Here is a 21,024-nt window from a genome sequence, read left to right as displayed (position 1 = left end):
GATTTTTTGTTGGCTTTTGATACTAAAAAAATAGCGTAATTTGACATCTTCTGAAAAAGTTTTTAAATTAGATATTAATAAATATTTGCTCGTTCGAGCATACTTTTCATAAATAGGTTAATAATATGGCTTAAACACCCGAAGATCCCCAAATTTGCGGGTGTTTTATTAATGAACTATTTTTATAGCAACTTCAGGGCGGCAAGACTCGCAGAATGTAGAATGCTCTTAAAACCATTTTAATTTCACGCTGTAACTTTCTTGGTTGATTTAATATTTATATTTTCAACACAAAAAAATCTATGTTGGATACAGAATACATTGAAAATGTGCTAAAAGGGAAGGATGGTTTAGAGTTTCAGAAATACTGTGTGAATTTCCTACGAAAAAAATATGGTGGGGCATTTCAGGAGGTAGAATCAATGGGCCCACTGGGAGATGGTGGTAAAGATGGTTATGTGTTTGAAACTAGAGAGTACTTTGCCATGTCGAGCTGGTCTGAGAATATAGCAACAAAAATAAACAATGACTTTCATAACTGCCTGGCTAAAAACCTCGAAGTCAAAAAGTTCATCTTTGTTACCAACCGGAAAATAGGCCCCAAGGAATGTGATATTATGGACGAAATAAGATTGGAGTATCCACATATTAAAATCGAGGTACTCAGTCATAAAGATATTGCTAAAGATTTAATCAATTATTCTCAACGAGAGGTTTTAGCGATGCTTGGAAAGCCCGTACCATTTTTTGACGATACAACTGTATATTTTGAAGAGTGCAGGGAGAGGCAAGTCACTTTTACCCTGTGGGAATCCGTGAAAGATTCAATGCATCTTTACATTATATGGATCATTTTCATTGGGCTCTTTGCCGTCTCATTTTTTCTTGTAGAAGCTAATTGGGGAAAAACGCTCTGTTTTATTGTAATTTCAGGTCTGATGCTAGTTTATATGCATTATAATGTTGACAGTCTACGAAATTACAAATATGCCCATAAGATTTTGTACTTACTGCTTTTTGATAAGCTCCGAATATTGGATGAGGTTTTATTGGATGAGGGAACTCATTTAACGATCCGACGTAATTCAGTGTGGAACTTTACGATTAATAGAAGATCGGTAGACTGTACAAAAAGAGGCTGTACTGGTAAAGTCTTTTTGACCAATCAAGAGGACGGTACGCTGGTAGGAAGGTGTGAAAAGGATAAAATTAATCACATATACAAAGTTGACAATAATTTTTATGGTGAATTACTTTAAAATAAGAAGAACCAGTTTACAATATAAGTAACTCAATTCTATTAGTCATTTTTTTTAAAATTGTAGTCTTAACGGGCCATTATATTGTTATGGGCAATAATAGCAAGTTGGGTTAATATTTATAACAACAACATTTAAACTTCATACGTTAACTCTGGAACTTCAGAATAGAAAGGCAAAATCCAAGCGTTAAAGACGATGTCTGTAAATCTTACCTTTATTAGCCTAAATTCTACTTGTTAAAAATGTTATCCAGCTAATAGTATTCATTAAATGCAGGGTATTTTGATATTTGGCTTTTATTTTTATTTGGTCATCGGTTAAAAAGTTTCATTCTTGTGATATAAAAATAGTGAAATGCCTATTTTGCTAGATATTATTAAAACATAGCGTGTTTTTAAGATATGTTTTTTCTTTTAATGTGTTTAAATTTACTACTGTAATCAACAGATTGTATTTCAAATTAAAAGCAATTAATGGCAATGAAAAGTATTATTAGTATTATTGTATTCCTTGCAGTATTGCTTGGACTACAAAGTTGCGAGAAAGACCAAGTCAAATCAATTGACCATCTCAAATCAAGCAGTGATAAAGGGAATCAAAATTTTTCCCTGAAAGCAGCTTTTGATCGGCAATATGAAGGAAGCAATTTTAAATCAAAAGAAAGAAGCTTTAATGAGAACTTTAGAACGGAGATACAATGGGATAATATAACCTACCGAACCGCAGATACTGCGATCATTAAGGTAAAGCTACTGGATGATGTAAAGATTTACACGAATGATTCCATCCCAGTAAATCTTGCTGAAAATTTGATTGTTAAGGCTACGAAAAACGCTAAAGGAGAATGGGTCTTCGTTAAGTCTATTTATCTTCCTGAATATGGAAATGATTTACATTCTGGTTTCACAGGCCGAATAATATCAGAAGGTTATTTTGATAATAATTATATGGTTGCAAAATACCTTAAGGGGCATGGTTATTTTGGCACTTTCAATTCGGATAATACGTGGTTTAATCCCAACGTTAGCCGTAAATTGAAGGCGGGAGGATTGCCAGGTGATCCAAGATGTACAGAAGAAGAAGAAGAGGGTGAGACGGTAATTGCTTTAGTTAATGGTGAAGTGAACTCGATATGGTATAGACCTAAATCTCCAACACCTCCAGTATGTACTGATGATCCTACTTCCACAAACGTTGGAGGAACAGGTGGTGGGGGCGGAGGTACTCCTTCCGATGTTATGGCTGAAAATACACCTACTGAAGAATTGGGCGAATTTGAGATTGACGGTTGTAAGACAACTCTTGATGCACCAGATCAAAAAGATCCCCAACAGGGTGATCCAAAAAAAGTTTCTAAAATAGATTGGAAGTATAAAACCAAGAGGGGAACGCAGGTCACCGACTGGACTGATAATACTGGAAGAAAGCATACTCATATCAAAATGGATACTTACTACAGTGGTTTTTTGCGTACTTTTGTAGATGAAATCCTTTCAACTGGAACAGGTGTAAATATGATTTTCGATATGTTTAAAGCTGGAAAACTTGTTACACCAAAGACTTTAGGAGGTTTGTATGCGGATGAGGCGAAGTATATTTCAGAAGAAATGAAAGAATATTATGAAGCAAAAAAGCAACAAAATGAAACAACTGGAAAAAAATGCAGTCCATAGTAAGACAAGAATAGAACGAAATTATATCAATTTTTTTTATTTTTTTAGTGGCGCTTCAATATTTTTGTATTCCGTTAGTTTTAGTAACTTCTGGAAGCCAGCGAATTATTTTCAACTTATTGTTTTGGCTGCTAACATTGTGTTTGTATTTACGCCATTATGGAAAAAAATTTATAATTACAATCTGTTAGTAAGTAAGAAAAACCCCATTTGGATTTATGTATTCATATATTTAATGCATACCTTATTCCTAATCAGTCAGATAGGGGCATTAATAAAATTTTTATAATATCGAATAAATATCACATTTTGGATAGTACTATTAAAAATATGCCTAAATTCCATGTATTTAGGCATATTTTTTTTTGAATCATCAACAAGAGTTAAAATTACCGAACAGCTAAATTATGCGTTACCTAAAATCATCTCTTTGATAGAGTCAAGTCTTTTAAAACAACAAAAGGAAATATTGAAGTTCAGTATTACGTACCTTAACAGAAAAGCCAATAGTGCTATTTTTTACTGATAGTAAATGATTTTTACCTATCACGGGCACGGGACTAAATGTCTTTCTGTATTTGATAATGATCAAAAATTTGACATTTTCTAAAAAAGTATTTAAATTAGAGACTAATATTTATTTGCTCGATCGGGCATACTTTTCATAAAATAGGTTAATAATATGGCTAAAACACCCGATGACCCCCAATCTTCGGGTGTTTTATTATGGAATTATTTTATATAGAAACTGCAGGCTAGAAAGACTGGTAAAATGTAGTATGCACTTAAAACCATTTAAATTTCACGCTGTAACTTTCTTGGTTGATTTAATATTTTTATTTTCAACAGGAAAAAATATGTTGGATATAGAATACATTGAAACAGTGCTAAAAGGGAAGGGCAGTGTTCGATCAAAAAAAGTACAGACCAAAATTTTATATATTCGGAAGTAAAAGTTAGTTATCTTGTTGCAGCTAGATGGACTTTTACGTTCAGAAAATAGTCAGCAGAATGTACTAAGACAGGATGCTCCGGCAAGGTATACTTATACGGATCGGAAAACTTTACCTACCTTGGAAGATGCGATATAGATCAACGAAGCCACCTTTGCAAAGTTGACAAAAATTTGTATGGCGAACAGTTATAGGACAGTAGTCTGACTGGTGATTTAGAGAAACGTTAATTCAATAATTATTTCAACATAAATTTTTTTACCATTTTTTTCTTGTTATTGTTTTTAGAAAATCTTCCCCGGTTTCATTTATTTCCCTAATGGATTTCATTTTGCCTTCCTTTATCCAATCCAGAAGTTCTACTTTTAGAAAATGGAGCCTATTGCCTTTTTTATAGAACGGTATTTCCCGTAGACATACTTTGGAATAAAGTGTAGGCAATGAAATTTTCAGGATTTCACAAGCCTCTTTTGGTCCAATAAATTCTATTTCTACTTCCGTTGAAATTCTATCTAATAAAATTTCTTCCATTTTATCTAGCCTTTCTTCAATTCTTTTGAGAATATCGGGAATTTGATCAAACGAATACTTCATAACTTCTTTTTTCAATTTTAATCACGTTAAATAAATAATTTTTATGGGTGGTACTTATTGTCCTAATTAGTCATCCAATGACCTTTAAACGCTCACCTCATTTAAGAGTTGAATACTAAAATCATAAATATTGATTTTTATTTTTTCCGAAGCTTCTTTTTTCAAGCTGTCAACGATTTTTGCATATATCTGAGTAGTTTTAATGTCTTTATGTCCCAATAATTTCATAACTGTATACAAGTCTGTTCCAGCAGCAATCTGAAGAGTCGCAAATGTGTGTCGGAATCCATGAAATGTAAAACGCTTCTCTATTCGTGCATTGATAAGCCATTTTTTTAATGCATTTACAGTTTGGTCATATTTTAACCCTTGGAAGACCTTAGAGTCCGAATCTCCTCGTGGTCCCAATAATTTAATGGTCTGGTCCGATACGGGGTAATATTCTGCACTTTCTGTTTTTTCCTGATTATATACTATATAATAATTACCCTCCGAACCGTGAATTTCACTCCACAATAATGTTTCGATATCAGAGTATCTAAAGCCTGTCATAGCAGAAAATAGCCCTGCTTTTTTTACAATCGGGATTGGGCAAGAGGCGCTTGCCATGTTTTCTAATTCCTCTTTAAATAGAAATGGACGATGGGTTTCCTGTGGGCTAATGCTTTCAATTATCGTAGAAAGATCCGTAGGTAGGAAACGTTTTTTAAACGCCTCTTTCAATGTTAGTTTAAATCGCCCGAAATATGCGACGGCTGTATTTTTTTTGATTTTTATTTTTGATCTTCCCAAAGCCGGACGAGATAGTAGATAGTCTGCATATTCTTCACATAAGGTTTCATTTAATGCCGTAAAAGGGACAGTTGATCCGGCAAATGCTTTGAAATACCTGATGGACATTGTCCAATTATAACTGTCTTTCCTTTTTGCAGATTGTTCTTCAAAGAAATCCAGGAAGTTGGATTTAATTTTTGAATCAGATACAAAATCGAATCTTCTGCTTTGTAAATCAATCTGGCGTTGAGCTCTAACATATTCTGCTAATGCAAGGGTTTCTTTATTTAATTCCTTTTCAATATTATTTTTGGGTCGATTGATGATATATAATTTTAAATACTGCTTGCGTTGCATTATTCCCGTATCAGGATTGTAGACAGCAGGATATATCTCTAAATATAAAGAATGTCTACCATTAGAGATTGGTTTTTTTCTTAAAGTAACTTTTGACATAACATAGATTTTTACAGGTAATATGGAATATTGAGTGGTTATTTCCAGGTTCACTGGTTCCAAGAGTCTTAATTTGGCGTCTATAAGCCTAATACATTTTAACCACTATAGATACCTAATTGGATTCTTTTTAGAATGTGATCTATTTTAACTCTGGGAACATAAACGAATTTTCCTTTTTGAAATTTGGGGATATTATGTCTTTGAATAAGATTCTTTAATGAAGTTTCAGAAATGTTAAATTCTTTTTGAATCTGCCCAATAGTATAACAATCTTTTAATGGTGTCCAATCAAGCATCTCCAAATCCTCTGGTGGATTTTGTTCTATTTGGAGCTTAATTTCAAATAAAGTGTCAATATCTTTCTTTAGTAGTCGAATCTTTCTGATAGATAAATTAGCTGCTGGAATACTGCCGTTCTTAACCATTCGATAGACTGTTCTCTTATCACATTTCAATAATATCGCAGCTTCCTTGACTGTTAAGTAATCAAGAGTTTTTAATTCGAAATAGGAGGTAGGATCTTCTTTTGGTTTGGATGTGGTTTGGGATGGGATTTCCTGAGTAGCTTCTGTTAATTTCACTCTCAGCTCCCTTACTTTGACTTTGTAAGCTCTGGAATTACAGGTTTTGCCACAGTACCTGGTAACTGTTGTTTGCGCAATAAATTCAAGCCCACAATGCTCGCAAATCTTTCTTACTTTCATAATATTTTATTTGTGGGAGTTCAAACATCGCTTTAGGTACAATAAGGTACATTAAGATACGATAAGGTGCAATAAGATACCTTAAGCGACATAATCTCTCCTGGATTAAAAAAAATAAAATATTAATCGTTGGAAGGGCAAATAGGGGGCAAATTTTAACAAAACAAACTAAACTTCTTAAAATTATTACAAAATTAGATTAATCGTAATATTTTGAATTACAGGCGTTTAGTTTGTTTTGGTTTGTTCTATTTTACCTATTTATTTCCCGATACAGAATTTGGAAAAGATATTATCCAGTAAATCATCTGTAGATACACTACCTGTGATTTCTCCAAGATGGTACAAGGCCTGACGGATATCCATCGCTAAGAAATCCGAAGTTACAGGATTATCAATACCAAATAATACGCGCTCCAGAGAATCTGATGTCTTTTGCAAGGCTTCTACATGTCGGATGTTAGTTACCATGACGTCGTCTGTATTTAAATTTCCCAGCTGTACTTTGTTGATCAGTTCATCCTTCAATTCTTCTACGCCTATCTGCTCTTTCGCTGAAATATAAAGCGGAGTAAGCGGTTCATATTCAGCTTTTTGTTTGTCAGATAATAAATCAGATTTATTGATGATGGTCAAAAATGGAATTTGAAGATTTTCAATTTCTAGCAACTGCGATTGAACTTCATCTATTTTATCTTGCATTGGATCAAAAAGATAGATAATCAATCTAGCCTGTTTCATTTTTTCGCGTGTACGCTCAACTCCCTTCGCTTCAATGATATCCGCAGTCTCACGAATACCCGCAGTATCTATAAATCTGAAGGTTACACCATGGATATTAATTTCATCTTCAATGGTATCACGTGTAGTCCCGGCGATGTCCGAGACAATGGCACGTTCCTCGTTTAAGAAAGCATTCAATAGGGTTGATTTACCTACATTTGGTTTCCCCGCAATGACTACAGGAACACCATTCTTTAACACATTTCCTTGTTCAAAAGACTGAACCAGTTTTTGAACAATTACTTTTATTTTATTGATTAGGGTTTTGAGCTGATCTCTATTCGCAAATTCTACGTCTTCCTCTGAAAAATCCAATTCTAGTTCAATAAGGGAGGCAAAGTGGATCAAGTCCTCACGAAGGGATTTAAGTTGATTGGAAAATCCGCCTCGCATCTGCTGCATGGCAATTTGATGGGATGCTGCCGAATTGGAGGCAATTAAATCGGCTACAGCTTCGGCTTGTGAAAGATCCATTCCACCATTGAGGAAAGCACGAAGCGTAAATTCGCCAGCCCGGGCAGCCCGAGCTCCTTTTTTGATGAGCAAATTAATAATACGCTCAATAATATATTTGGAATTGTGTGTAGAGATCTCTACCGAATTTTCTTTTGTGTAAGAGTTTGGAGCGACAAAAAGGGATACGAGTACTTCATCTATAATCTCTTCACCATCGCGAATGGTTCCAAAATGAATGGTATGGGAAGCTTGTTGGAGCAGATCTTTACTCTTGAAAATGTCATTGGTGATTTTAATGGCCTGTTGACCTGAAACGCGAATCACAGCAATCGCACCATTGGCACCAGCCGATGTCGCCAATGCGACAATTGTATCTTCAGTAATATAACCTGTATTGGACATGCTGCAAAGATACGTTAAATTGGCTGGAATGAAAGTGCCTAAATATCCCAACAAATTAAATTTTCGATGAGGAATTAAACCTTTGTTTAGACACGAATGTCATACCAATAGAAACGCTTATAAAAAGGTGAAAAAGTAGGCGGTATTGTACTTGATTTATAAATTTAAATTGTCTGGTTATGAGAAAGATAATATACTTCGCATTAGCAATAGGAGGACTTGCTTTAATAACTCCAAAAGAATCGTCGGCTCAGCATCGTGGAAATGACCGCGAATGGAAGCATGAGAAAGAGCATCGGAAATATGAGGAAAAGAGAGATCGTGAAGAACAGAAATACTGGGAAAAAAGAGATAAGGAAGACCGGAAATATCATAAAAAGGTAGCCAAGTATTATCGTAAGGAATATAGGCATGGCCCGCCAGCATGGGCGAGAGCACATCGATATGATAATAGACATCACGTTTATTTTAGGGACTATAAAACATTTTATGACCCTTATCGCAACGGATATGTTTATATGAGAAACGGACGTTGGAGTTTTTCGGCTAATGTACCTTCTTTCATGTTAAACGTTAACTTAGGGGCAGCCAACATACGTGTGGTGAAGGATGTGCCGATCAGCAGACACCCAGAAGATTTTTATAACGACTATCGTTGGGATTAAAAATATAATTTATCTTGTTGTTTAAACTTAAAAAGCCTCGTTCTTTATTGAAATGAGGCTTTTTGTTTGTGTTGTTAATCTTCTTCGAAGCTGACTTTATCCACTTCCAAAGATTTTATGCGTGCTAAAGATTCTATTCTGATATCGGATAATTTCCGTAATCTTTCGCCACCTTCCTGAAAGGATTTTTCAATAATAAAGCCCATACCCAATAATGCTGCGCCAGACTGTTGGATGAGATCCAGCATACCGAATGCTGCATTTCCATTGGCAAGAAAGTCATCGATAAAGAGCACTTTGTCATCCGTGGAGAGAAATTCCTTGCTCACACAGATATCGTAGGTTCGATTTTTTGTAAAAGAATGTACTTCACTAACATACATATCACCCATAGTCTTAGGTTTTGCCTTTTTAACAAAAACAACGGGGAGTTCTAAGAGGTAGCCCAACATGATCGCTGGTGCAATACCACTCGCTTCAATTGTTATGATCTTGTTGATGGGTAGATCTGCAAAACGACGTATAAATTCTACTGCAATAGATTTCATCAATACGGGATCCATCTGATGATTGATAAAGTTATCTACTTTGAGTATGCCTCCAGCGAGGCTTTTGCCGTCATTAAGGATTCTATCCTTTAATAATTTCATGTGATACTTTTTATAAATAAGTGCGAAGATACATTAAAATAGGAGTGATATCGGTTAATCGATCTCCATTTGATATAGATTATTAAATTCTTCCTGATGATGTTCGAGAATAACTTTACGCTTCATTTTCAAGGTCGGTGTCAGTTCTCCATTTTCAATAGTGAATTCATCCCTTAAAATAATAGGCTTTTTGATTTGCTCCCAATTGCCAAAGTGCTGATTGGCGCGACGTACTTCCTGATTTACCTTTTTGATAATTGCAGGATTAGTCAAGAAGTCCTCTTTAGTCATATCTGCGAGTTCTGGAGCATCGTTTTTTGCCCAATCCAATAGGTGGGAATAATTGGGTACAATAAATGCTGAAGCAAATTTCATCCCGTCACCAATCACCATGGCTTGTTCTATAAATTTAGATTCCACAAGTTTGGTCTCTATAGGTTGCGGGATAACGTACTTGCCACCTGAAATTTTGAACATCTCTTTCTTGCGATCTATAATTTTTAGGAATTTCTCATCTTCCCATTTGCCGATGTCGCCTGTATGCAACCAGCCATCTATAATCGTTTTGTCAGTCTCGGTTTTATTTTTGTAATAGCCCATCATCACATTAGGCCCTTTGACCAAGATCTCGCCATCCTCAGCAAGTTTGATTTCTACGAACCGAACTGGGAGCCCAACAGTGCCTATGCGTATTCCTTTAATGTAATGGTTAACCGAGATTAAAGGCGATGCCTCAGTCATACCATATCCTTCGTATAATGGAATTCCGGCAGCCAAGAAAGCTCGCGTCAGTCTGTTATGCAGTGAGGCAGAGCCTGAAGCAACGGTTAACAGCTCGCCACCTAAGGCTTGGTACCATTTGTTGAGTACAAGCTGTTTGGCAAGTTTAAGCTTCATATTATAAGCAAAACTTCTCTTGATGGGATTAGGGTCATATTCTTCAGCGATATTAACGGCCCAATCAAATACTTTTCTTTTGAATCCGGTAAGCTCATGACCTGTTTTCATGATTTTCTCATAAACCTTCTCGAGGATGCGGGGAACCACGGTCATGATATGTGGCTTTACCTCTTTTAGGTTATCACCAATTTTATCAAAAGACTCTGCAATATGTATGGTAAAGCCCAGGTACATGTAGGTATAGAGTACCATCCGCTCATAAGCATGACAGGGGGGAAGAAAAGTTAGTCCTCGATCATAAGCCTTGCAGGGCGTGATTTCTGCCGCTCCAAGCACATTCGAAAAAATGTTATTATGGGAGAGCATAACGCCTTTCGGCTTACCCGTTGTACCGGAGGTATAAATTAATGTAGCCAGATCTTCGGGTTTGATTTGATCACGTAACTGAATCAGTTTATCTTCTGGACAGTTCACTCCTAAATCATTGAGTTCATTCCAACTTCTTGTAGATTCCTGTTCCGAAATACAGAAGATATATTTTAATGTATAAATAGACTCCGTTAGGTTCATCAGGCGGTCATATAGACTCTTATTACTAACGATGCAGACTCTGATTTCGGCATCATTAAAAATATATTGGTAATCGGCGTCGGTAATATTGGGATAGATGGCTACAACCACTGCGCCAATTTGTTGAATAGCAAAATCTATCATGTGCCATTCCATACTACTGCCTGCGATAAGACCAACCTTTTCGTTGGGCTTGACACCGAGTTCAATTAGTCCTTTGGACAGACTGTCCACTTTTTCAAGAAAATCAGCCGCTTTGATATAGCTCCACTTGCCATCCAGTTTGTGAGCAAACATGTTAAGATCGGGATATTTGCTGACCTGGTGACGTGCAAGATCAAATAATCTAAGTTTTTCTTCCATTTCAAATATATATACTTTTTGTTCCGGGGGAACATCATTTCCCTATGAACTTTATTTTAAGGGAAAAGTTTGCAAACATAAATAATTGTTTCAATAATTTGGAATCAATATGTAATTAGCTTATTCCAATGTCGAGAAGCTGAAATAGGAACACTGTTTTTATGAAACATTATCTCTATTTATAATAGATATGGAAAGTAGAGCGGGAGAGGGTCGTCACGATGTAATCGCGACTCATATTGAAGACAAAGACAGCGTATAGGATTGTAGAAATCTAACAGGTAAATGCACGCTTAAAAAGAAAAAGCTAGTCGTTATCGACGACTAGCTTTTCTTCTTTGTTTTTCCTTGATCAACAGCCCGAGCTCCCGACCAGTGGCTCCGGCAACGGAGGTGTTTTCTTGTGCTCTTCTGAATAAGTAAGGCATCACAGCCTTAACCGGTCCATAAGGCATATATTTAGCAACATTATAGCCATGAGCAGCCAAATTAAAACTCAAATTGTCTGACATCCCCAATAGTTGAGCAAAATAGATCCGATCTGTCGATCTGTCGATACCACGTTTGTCTATTTCCTCGGCCAATAACATACTGCTGTCTTCATTGTGTGTACCAGCCATCAGTCCGAAATTGTCCAAGTGGTCCAATATAAACTCAATAGCTTCGTTGTAATCTGTATCAGATGCAGCTTTACTTGGTTGGATCGGATCAGCATAGCCCATTTGTGTAGCACGGGCACGTTCGATCTCCATATAGGCACCACGTACAATTTTTGCTCCCATGTGAAAGCCTCTGATCTTGGCATATTCAAAATCAGCCTTTAAAGAAGCTAATTTGTCACTACGGTACAGTTGGTAGGTATTATAAACAATAGGTTTTTCCATATTGTATTTTTCCATCATCTCACGCGCAATGTCATCAATAGCATCCTGGATCCAAGAGTGTTCAGCGTCAACCAATACCTTTACGCCCGCTTCATGACAAGCTTTACAGATCCGGTCTGTGCGATCCAACATGCGTTGATATTCTGCTTGTTCGGATTCTGTTAATGTTTCTTTCGCATTAACCTTCTCGAACAATTCAAAACGACCTAATCCCGTTGGTTTAAAAACTGAAAACGGAATATACTTGTTTTTGCTAGCAGCGGATACAGTACGTAGTACTTCTTCGCAACAGGCATCAAAGGCGCTTTCAGTCTCTTCGCCTTCAACTGAATAGTCTAATATAGTTCCAACGCCATTTTCGCCCAAATCATTGATGGCGGTTTCGCAGCCTTCAATGGTTTCTCCTCCACAAAAATGTTTGAAGATTGTACTACGGATTATACCCTGGATCGGCAATCCAATGTTCAGCGCAAAGTTGGTCATTGATGGACCTACTTTCGTTAAGAAGTTATTCGCTATTATTTTGAATAACCAATACGCTCTTTCTAAATCCTTATCGCTTTTACTTTTAAAAGCGATCTCTGTATTATCAAAGGACAATGTTCTGGGCTCAGAATTCTCAATCATAATCTTTATTTGCAATAAGGCAAATGTAGCAATTTAGTAAGCATTAAAACGATGATTATTCTTGTATTCCTCGGTTAAACCACTATTTTTGTGAAATGCAAGAATTTAAAATCGAAGGAGAATATATACAGCTTATTCAGTTACTTAAAGCTTTAAATTGGGTAGAGCATGGCGCTATGGCTCAGTGGGTTGTCGCTGAAGGGTATGTGAAGTATAATGGCCAGGTTGATTATCGGAAAAGACTGAAATTAAAGCCTGGTGATGTTGTTGAATTTGATGGGATGGAAGTAAAATTGGTGTAATATTAAACAATATTGGTAAATAGAAAACTTAAACCTTAAAGAATCGTAGAATGGAAGTCATAGAAAGTTTGGGCTATCAAGTATATTTTGATGATACGTTGGCCTCTTTGGAGACGTTTTTAGCGGAACGGAATTATTCAAAAATTATAGTTTTGGTAGACACCAATACCTTAGACAATTGTTTGCCATTGTTTCAACAAGCCCTACCTAATTTATCCAACTATGACGTCATAGAGGTAGATCCGGGGGAAGAGAATAAAAATATAGATTTCTGCATTGGAGTGTGGCAAAATATGCTTGATTTTGGAGCTGACCGACATTCGTTGCTGATCAATCTCGGTGGTGGTGTTGTCACTGATATGGGCGGTTTTGCAGCATCTACGTTTAAGAGGGGGATGGATTTTATTCAGATTCCGACAACCTTACTTTCGCAGGTAGATGCTTCTGTCGGAGGGAAGACTGGAATAGATATGGGAAGCGTGAAAAATATAATCGGAACGTTCACACAACCGCAGGCTGTATTTATCTCAAGCCAATTTTTAAAAACATTGGATAGAAGGCAATTGATATCCGGATTTGCTGAAGTTATTAAACACGGACTGATCTTTGACCATGCGTATTACGAACGTGTTAAAATGCTTGATGTAACGCAGGTAGATAATGCGTTGGTGAAGCATTCGGTTTCCATAAAGAATAAGGTAGTGCTAGAAGACCCCAAAGAAAAAGGGCTTCGTAAGATCCTAAATTTCGGACATACAATCGGTCATGCCATTGAGGGATATTCGTTGTTGAATGATCGCAACTCTTTATTACATGGGGAAGCTATTGCTGTTGGAATGATCTGTGAAGGTTATCTTTCTCATAAATTGAATGGACTTTCGTTAGATGAATTAAACGACCTAATTGCTACTTTCAGACGATACTTTGACGATTATACGTTCAGTTCGGCTATTGATACAACCCTATTGCATCTGATGCGAAATGATAAGAAAAATCTATCTAATCAGATCGGCTTTGCGCTCCTTGATAAAATAGGTAGTTGTCAGTATGATATTTTCGTTTCTGAGGATGATATTATTGAAAGTCTTGATTTCTACCGTGAGCTAATCGCAGGATAAAATTTTGGAAAAAGCTGTGTACGGGGAGAGTACATAGCTTTTTCTATTATGATCTAAGTGTTAAACGTACTGCAGAAAGTTGCGACCTTAGCTTATAAAAAACCTAAACTAAATTTTAATAATAACCAACTATATCATGAATAAATTCTCCATTTTTCTGTTTTTCTTTTTTGCGGTGAGCATGACCGCCATTGCACAAAAAAGGGTGCTGATTTTTAGTAAAACCCAAGGGTTTAGACATAGTAGTATTGAAAAAGGTGCTCAAGTACTGAAACAATTGTTGGACAAGGAAAAGATTGCCTCTGATCATTCCGAAGATGCGGCTCTGTTTACGGACCAAGACTTGAAAAAGTATGATGCCATTATCTTTTTAAGTACTACTGGCAATATTTTGGATGAGACACAGCAAGAGGCGTTTGTCCGTTATATTCAATCGGGCAAAGGTTTTGTGGGGATCCATGCCGCAACGGATACCGAATTTGACTGGCCTTGGTACAACGGTTTGGTTGGGGCCTATTTTACGTCACATCCTGCTGTACAGAATGCTAAAATAGCTATTGTTGATAGAAAACATATCGCTACCAAACATCTTGATCCTGTATGGTGGCATAAGGATGAATGGTACAATTTTAAAGATGTTAAAGAAGGTCTACATGTGTTGATGAATTTGGATGAGAAGAGTTATAATGGCGGGAAAATGGGCGATCATCATCCGATTTCCTGGAGCCAAAATTATGATGGAGGAAAGGTTTTTTATACAGGACTGGGGCATACAGAAGAATCTTATGATGAACCTGCGTTCCAAAAACACTTGATTGGCGGAATTTTATCGGTACTTCCGAAAAAATAGTGTAATTAGCCTAAAGTTAGTATAATCCAAAAGTCTGAGTGCTTTAATGCTAAAGATTCAATAAACGTCTAATACCCCATAAGTGATAATCATTTATGGGGTATTTTTAGCTATAAGAGACAGCATGCATTTTTAATCATGGGTATCCCATTGTGCTGATTTTAAGTTTTTAGTACCTGAATTTGTATTTTGCACCTAGACTAAACCACCTTCCTGGCATCGGTACAGCTGCCGCTTCAATATAGCTCTTGTCAAAAATGTTCTGAATATCAGCAAAAATATTGAGGTCGATAAGCTGATACGAAGCTCTTAGATCTGCAATAAAATAATTTTTGTAACTGATACGTTCGTTGAAACGATTTGCTGTTGTCAGCATCCAGTTATTATGATTCACCGTAAAATTGAGAATAACCTGATGTCTTAAATTTTCAATGGCATATTTGGAGCGGATGCCATTTTCAACTTTGATCTTTGGATTTAGATAGTTATAACTTATTGTCGTGTAATATCGTGTGGTAGCCGTTGGATCATTGAGCTGATAACGAAAAGATCCATTGAGTCCATCAACAGTATTTTTTCCAATATTGGAGGGTTTCCATGGAACCACGGTTCCCTCAGCAACAGCACCATCGGTTTTTTGCCAGTCTATAAAATCATTTATATTTCGGTGAAAATAGCTAACCTGAGCAACGATATGATTGGATAGATATTTGATACCACCTTCAATCTGATAGGCATTCTCTGATGTTAGATCTGGATTTCCAATATTGGCAGTTTGATTGGTATAGAGGTCTGTAAATGACGGAATACGTTGGGCAGATCCTGCACTCAGGACGAATTTCCAGCGTTCTGTTATACTATAGCCTAGGTCGAGCCCCGGGAATACCTGCCAGCCAAATTTTGAATTATAATTTACGTAGGCTCCCCCATTGACCATTAGTTTGGCAATCGCTTCAGTTTTGAATTCCAGATAACCGCCGTAGTTTTCGCGGTTATGGGAGCCAATAGCAGTACTATTGATTCGCTCGAATCGGCTCTCTAGTCCCAAACCAAAAGTTCCGTAATGCTGTTCTAATGCGGCATTTACTTCGGCCCCAAAAACATTGCTATAATGTTTTGATCTACCTTTGCTGGTTTGCCTTCCCAAATACCAATATTCATCTTCATTATATCGGTTACTGAGTCGAGGGCTAATAGAGAAGTCCTTGCTCAATTGATGTTTCGACTGTAGGGATGCGAACGCTGTTTTAACTTGTTCATAGGCCTCTTTGTCCGTTGGAGCAGCATAATATCCATTCGCTCCAAACTGATTGTCGATATAGCCAAAGTTTGCTTTTATTTGATTAGTCTCATTGGGCTGATAAGTTCCGTCGTAATACAATTTGTTATTATTGGAGGCTGTATTATAACGCTGACCGTTGGAATCTTCATGTCCAAAATACAAGCCGTGACTGGTAAGTCCGCTGTTGAACTGCGCACCTAATTGGGCTCCCTTGCCGTAATATTTACCAGAGCTCGCCTGTTCATTGTCTTTAAAGGGCGATCCACCATATACCTGTGCACTGATCTGATTGGATTCTATTTTTTTTGTAACGATATTGATCGCACCTGTTAGCGCATTGATGCCGAAGATACGGGAGGCTGGCCCTCTGATAATTTCGATACGCTCTATAGATTCTACCGGTACGGGGAGGTTCATATTATGGTGTGCAGTCTGTGGATCTGTAATTTTAACACCATTTAATAGGATAGCAGTTTGTTCAAATGAGCCACCATCTATACTTACATCAGCCTGTGAACCAAATGGCCCTCTTTGACGTACATCTACACCGGGTATATTTGTTAGCAGTTCGTTTATCGAACGATTGGGTAGTCGTTGGATGTCTTCTTGTGTCAGTATCTGTATGTTTTTGCTTTGCTTTGAGAAGGGAATCTGGAGCCTATTCTGATTGATAATGACTTCATTCAATGCTGTCGTATCCCTCATTTGTGCATAGGTTGCACCTACAGTCAAGACGATGGCGAGCTTTGTTAACGCTATTTTTTTATTCAACATGATTTCATTTAATTACCCTATTTAATCATAAACTTGGTAGTTCGTAAAGAGATTCGATATATCCTTGTTACCTGTTGTTGATTTGCGCCAGTATAGTATTTTACCTTTTTGCAAAATCACTATAGGGCAGTTCATAGGTTTTATGACGCAAAACTAGTTCAGTTGATTAAGAAAGTAAATAGTCCGGTACTAATATTGTGTGTAGTCCGGTCGGTTATCTGCGGTCTGCTTACATCCATTCCTCGCGGCCAATAGGCTTTTTACCGTTTGTAGTGATGCTATCCTGCTTATTTTCAAATTTGATTTTGGAGGTGCTAGAAAGGTCGGGTTGACCAGACTCAAGCCAGGCCGAGTACCAGTATGAGGCTACCCGAAGAATTGTTTTACGCATTCTCCGTTCCACCATTCCGTTCAATGCATGATGATAGGCTTTAGCATAACTATCGGAATAAGTCCATAACAATTGATTGTTCCGTTCTATAAATGAGTTTTTTTGAGAAGCTTTAAATTGTTTGTTGAGAAGCGATTCAATACTGAGTACAGAATCGACGAGTTGATTGCTTTCACGAACAATATTCCAGGCTTCGCTTAAAGGATCTGCGATATAAATGGCTTTTCCAACAAGTAGATTATACTTGCCGGCGAACATTTCGGGTAGTCGGCTCTCCCAAAAAGCATGAATGCCGATCTGACCAGTTAATTGTCCATTATAATTTTTGGTCGTATGTAAGGGGACATGGGCATCGGCGATATAATGACCTAAATCTGCTGAATGTTTGACGATTTTATCATAATCCTTTGATTGAAAGGCTTTAACAAGCTTTAGATAGGTAAAGTTAATTTGCCAGGGGATAATACCGTTTTTAAGTAGTTGTCGTTCTTGGAATTTATCCTTTGCTTGTGACCAATGTATGGGTATTGAATCTATCTGTCTATCTGCACGGTAATCTTCAATGTCAATAAAGTGTCGTGGTCCCTCAGTACTGTCGATAAAACAACGCTTATCTGGATCTACAGCTTTCTCTGTAATAAGGTCAATATTGGTCTTGTAAAATTTGGCCAACTTCGCGGGGAGTGCAAAAACCGCGTAATGGTTGATTTTTTTATGCGCAAAAAATCCCCATGAATTAAATGTAAACAGTGCAACAATGGAAAGTGTCCAAAGGAGAGGAGACTTTTTCATAGTAAATTGGTTATTAAATAATTGTTAATCCTAAAGATACATAAAAATGAAGAAAAATGGTATTAACTATATAAATTCATTATATTAATTTATCTTTTCTTAATATGACTAAACAATAAAATAATATTGATAGTCGTTAAAATTCATTAATTTGCCGACACAAATACAGTCGTTATGAAGATATTGTACGCCGTACAAGGGACTGGCAATGGGCACCTGAGTCGTGCCATGGACATTGTTCCCTGTTTGAAAGCTTTGGGAGAAGTGGATGTTTTGGTCAGTGGAATTCAGGCAGATCTCTCCTTGCCTTTTGAAGTAAAGTATTGTTTTCATGGTTTAAGCTTTATTTTCGGAAAATCGGGAGGCGTAGACTTATGGAAAACTTTTATGAGTTCAACCATTCGTAAATTTACAAACGAGATCAAAAGTCTGCCAATCGAAGGTTATGATTTGGTTATCAATGATTTTGAGCCTATTTCAGCATGGGCCTGTCACTCCAAGGATCTAGAATGCATTGGATTAAGTCATCAGATAGGGGCTTTGGATCCTGCAAGTCCTAAACCGGAAGAAAGTGATATGTTGGGGAAGTTTATTATGAAAAATTATGCTCCTTCGACACATTCATATGGCTTCCATTTTAAAAGATACGCCAAGAATATTTTTCCTCCGGTTATCCGTAATGCCGTCCGTGATTTGACTGTTACTGACCAAGGACATTACACCGTTTATTTGCCCGCCTATGATGATGCGCATCTGTTGAAACACTTAATGAAGTTTCCGGACGTGAAATGGGATGTATTCAGCAAGCACAATTCCCGACCCTTTGAGATGAAGAATGTAACGATCAAACCAATCAATAATCAAGCTTTTATTGAAAGTATGGCTTCTTCCTCCGGAGTTTTATGCGGCGCGGGTTTTGAAACCCCCGCAGAAGCGTTATATTTGAAAAAGAAACTATTGGTCGTCCCGATGAAAAATCAATATGAGCAGCATCTAAATGCAGCATCATTGGAAGAAATGGGCGTACCAGTGATTTCGAGTTTAAAACAGAAAAATATGCTGGCCATTGAGGCTTGGCTCAACAGTAAATCAAGGGTTGAAGTTGATTACCCTAATATAACGCAAGAAATTATCAATGAAATTGTGCAAAAGCACCGCTAAGTAAAACATGAAATACATCACATTAGCCCTATTGTCTCTGACAACCGTAACAGGATTTGCTCAGCAGAAAAAAAAGACCAGTACGGTCAAGAAAAAAACAGTGACAACAAAAACAAGTTCAACCAATCTTTTGGTGACCAAAGCGGATTCTGTATCCTATGCATTTGGTATGGATATTGGAAAATCATTGAAATCAACCGAAGTAGAATATTTAAAAGCTGATGTTATCGCAAAAGCGATTGCTGCTACCTTGAAAAATGAGAAAACCTTATTGGAAGATGGACAAACAAGAGAAGTCATCCAAAAAGCCATTATGGATATACGCGCTGAGAAAGAGGCTATAAGTCGCGCGCAAGAAGATAAATTCTTCGCTGAAAATGCGAAAATAACGGGAATGAAAACGACGGCTGAGGGAATTCAGTATCTTGTTTTGACTCAGACAGAAGGAGCGAAGCCTACTGTGAATGATGAAGTTACTGTGCATTATAAAGGAACCTTATTAAACGGTAAACAATTTGATAGTTCGTATGATCGAAATGAACCATTAAAACTATCGTTGGGACAAGTGATCAAAGGTTGGCAGATCGGTATTCCATTAATGTCGAAGGGGGCTAAATATAAGTTTTTTATACCAAGCAGACTTGCCTATGGCGGGCAGGCGAAAGGCAATGATATTCCAGCGCATAGCACTTTGGTGTTTGAAGTAGAATTGCTCGATTTTAATACGAATGAAACAACGTAAACTAGGCGAAAGTGGTCTAATGGTTTCGGAAATTGGTTTGGGTTGTATGTCATTGAAAAGCAATCAACCCAAACAATCCAAAGATATTATCCAAAAGGCTTTCGATAAGGGAATCACATTTTTTGATACTGCTGATCTCTATGACAAAGGTCAAAATGAGACCGTTGTTGGTGAGAGCGTACAGGCTTTTCGCAAGCAAATTGTTTTGGCGAGTAAAGTCGGTAATCTCTGGCGTGCTGACGGTTCGGGCTGGGACTGGAAAGCATCTAAAGATTATATCATTAGAACTATTGAAGGATCGTTATCACGATTGAAAACAGATTATATTGATCTTTATCAATTGCACGGTGGTACAATTGATGATCCGATCGACGAAATCATTGAAGCTTTTGAATTGCTGAAGAAACAGGGAAAGATCCGTGCTTACGGGCTGTCGTCTATTCGCCCAAATGTCATTAAGGAATTTCTATCAAAATCTTCTATTTCGTCGGTGATGATGCAATACAGTCTTTTGGATAGGAGACCAGAAGAGGAGATCGATGGGTTATTGGCTAGCAATGGTGCCAATATGTTGGCGCGAGGAGCTTTGGCAAAAGGACTCTTGGTGAATAAGCCTGTGGAACCATATCTTCAATATAGTTCTGGAGAGGTCGCACATATACTTCGGAATCTGGATAACATGGCAAAAAAATCAGGAGAAGGTAGGGCGACTGAAGCGCTATCCTATGTGCTATCCAATCCCGCAGTAGCAACAGCTGTAGTAGGTGTGAGCACTAAATTGCAGTTGGATGAATTGCTATCGACAACACAACGGATTAAGCAATTGGATAAATTAGACAAGAAGAAATTACTGGACGGTGTTCGGTCTTTATATTACACCGAACACCGGTAAG

18 protein-coding genes are annotated in these 21,024 nt (G+C 37.2%); 9 read left to right on the top strand and 9 right to left on the bottom strand.

The window, feature by feature from the left end; translation table 11 throughout:
- The first annotated feature begins 302 nt into the window (after positions 1-302).
- On the top strand, positions 303-1,259 hold the full coding sequence (locus AC07UV_RS10455) for a hypothetical protein (protein WP_495183660.1): 957 nt from the start codon (positions 303-305) through the stop codon (positions 1,257-1,259).
- 476 nt (positions 1,260-1,735) lie between these two features.
- Positions 1,736-2,935, top strand: a complete 1,200-nt coding sequence (locus AC07UV_RS10450; RefSeq protein ID WP_495183659.1) for a hypothetical protein — start codon at positions 1,736-1,738, stop codon at positions 2,933-2,935.
- A gap of 1,211 nt (positions 2,936-4,146) precedes the next feature.
- On the opposite strand, the gene AC07UV_RS10445 is transcribed toward AC07UV_RS10450, so the two are convergent.
- The 4 genes from AC07UV_RS10445 to mnmE all read right to left on the bottom strand — a co-directional run bounded on the left by AC07UV_RS10445 (position 4,147) and on the right by mnmE (position 8,060).
- Entirely contained in the window at positions 4,147-4,497 is a 351-nt protein-coding gene (locus AC07UV_RS10445) for a helix-turn-helix domain-containing protein (protein WP_495183658.1), read from the bottom strand.
- Between the two features lie 69 nt (positions 4,498-4,566).
- Positions 4,567-5,712, bottom strand: a complete 1,146-nt coding sequence (locus AC07UV_RS10440) for a site-specific integrase (protein WP_495183657.1) — start codon at positions 5,710-5,712, stop codon at positions 4,567-4,569.
- 98 nt (positions 5,713-5,810) lie between these two features.
- A complete protein-coding gene (locus AC07UV_RS10435; protein WP_495183656.1) occupies positions 5,811-6,419 on the bottom strand; it encodes a helix-turn-helix domain-containing protein in 609 nt (202 codons plus the stop codon).
- 261 nt (positions 6,420-6,680) lie between these two features.
- Positions 6,681-8,060: a tRNA uridine-5-carboxymethylaminomethyl(34) synthesis GTPase MnmE gene (gene mnmE / locus AC07UV_RS10430; protein ID WP_495183655.1), complete on the bottom strand. Its 1,380-nt coding sequence runs from the start codon at positions 8,058-8,060 to the stop codon at positions 6,681-6,683.
- 179 nt (positions 8,061-8,239) lie between these two features.
- Between mnmE and AC07UV_RS10425 the strand changes: the two genes are divergently transcribed.
- Positions 8,240-8,725, top strand: coding sequence for a hypothetical protein (locus AC07UV_RS10425; protein WP_282254071.1), 486 nt, complete (start codon positions 8,240-8,242; stop codon positions 8,723-8,725).
- 74 nt (positions 8,726-8,799) lie between these two features.
- On the opposite strand, the gene xpt is transcribed toward AC07UV_RS10425, so the two are convergent.
- The 3 genes from xpt to AC07UV_RS10410 form a co-directional block, all read right to left on the bottom strand.
- Positions 8,800-9,375 carry a xanthine phosphoribosyltransferase gene (gene xpt, locus AC07UV_RS10420; RefSeq protein ID WP_282254072.1) on the bottom strand — a complete coding sequence of 192 codons (576 nt, stop codon included), beginning with the start codon at positions 9,373-9,375 and terminating at the stop codon, positions 8,800-8,802.
- A 54-nt stretch (positions 9,376-9,429) separates the two neighbouring features.
- A complete protein-coding gene (locus AC07UV_RS10415) occupies positions 9,430-11,208 on the bottom strand; it encodes an AMP-dependent synthetase/ligase (protein WP_495183654.1) in 1,779 nt (592 codons plus the stop codon).
- 314 nt (positions 11,209-11,522) lie between these two features.
- Positions 11,523-12,719, bottom strand: coding sequence for a proline dehydrogenase family protein (locus tag AC07UV_RS10410; protein WP_495183653.1), 1,197 nt, complete (start codon positions 12,717-12,719; stop codon positions 11,523-11,525).
- 95 nt (positions 12,720-12,814) lie between these two features.
- Here AC07UV_RS10410 and AC07UV_RS10405 point away from each other — a divergent pair, with 95 nt between their 5' ends.
- The 3 genes from AC07UV_RS10405 (at position 12,815) to AC07UV_RS10395 (ending at position 14,989) form a co-directional block, all read left to right on the top strand.
- Positions 12,815-13,021 (top strand): RNA-binding S4 domain-containing protein, encoded by a 207-nt coding sequence (locus AC07UV_RS10405; protein ID WP_120257306.1) that lies wholly within the window; start codon positions 12,815-12,817, stop codon positions 13,019-13,021.
- Positions 13,022-13,071: 50 nt separating this feature from the next.
- Complete coding sequence (gene aroB / locus AC07UV_RS10400) at positions 13,072-14,139, top strand: 3-dehydroquinate synthase (protein ID WP_495183652.1); 1,068 nt, start codon at positions 13,072-13,074, stop codon at positions 14,137-14,139.
- Between the two features lie 136 nt (positions 14,140-14,275).
- Entirely contained in the window at positions 14,276-14,989 is a 714-nt protein-coding gene (locus AC07UV_RS10395) for a ThuA domain-containing protein (RefSeq protein ID WP_495183651.1), read from the top strand.
- Positions 14,990-15,158: 169 nt separating this feature from the next.
- Here AC07UV_RS10395 and AC07UV_RS10390 read toward each other — a convergent pair whose 3' ends face one another.
- Positions 15,159-17,045 carry a TonB-dependent receptor plug domain-containing protein gene (locus tag AC07UV_RS10390; protein ID WP_495183650.1) on the bottom strand — a complete coding sequence of 629 codons (1,887 nt, stop codon included), beginning with the start codon at positions 17,043-17,045 and terminating at the stop codon, positions 15,159-15,161.
- Between the two features lie 229 nt (positions 17,046-17,274).
- Positions 17,275-18,228, bottom strand: coding sequence for a zinc dependent phospholipase C family protein (locus tag AC07UV_RS10385; RefSeq protein ID WP_495183649.1), 954 nt, complete (start codon positions 18,226-18,228; stop codon positions 17,275-17,277).
- A 174-nt stretch (positions 18,229-18,402) separates the two neighbouring features.
- Here AC07UV_RS10385 and AC07UV_RS10380 point away from each other — a divergent pair, with 174 nt between their 5' ends.
- From AC07UV_RS10380 to AC07UV_RS10370, 3 genes are read left to right on the top strand one after another with little or no spacing between them, the layout of a single operon-like run.
- Entirely contained in the window at positions 18,403-19,389 is a 987-nt protein-coding gene (locus tag AC07UV_RS10380) for a glycosyltransferase family protein (RefSeq protein WP_495183648.1), read from the top strand.
- Between the two features lie 7 nt (positions 19,390-19,396).
- Positions 19,397-20,131, top strand: a complete 735-nt coding sequence (gene bamJ, locus AC07UV_RS10375; protein WP_282254081.1) for a BamJ family beta-barrel-assembly machinery protein — start codon at positions 19,397-19,399, stop codon at positions 20,129-20,131.
- Positions 20,118-21,023: an aldo/keto reductase gene (locus tag AC07UV_RS10370; RefSeq protein ID WP_495183647.1), complete on the top strand. Its 906-nt coding sequence runs from the start codon at positions 20,118-20,120 to the stop codon at positions 21,021-21,023. The genes bamJ and AC07UV_RS10370 overlap by 14 nt, the downstream gene beginning before the upstream one ends.
- The last annotated feature ends 1 nt before the right edge of the window (position 21,024 follow it).

The organism is Sphingobacterium sp. GW821-FHT03E03 (assembly GCF_059420745.1).
This window is presented reverse-complemented; position numbering and strand designations above follow the sequence as displayed.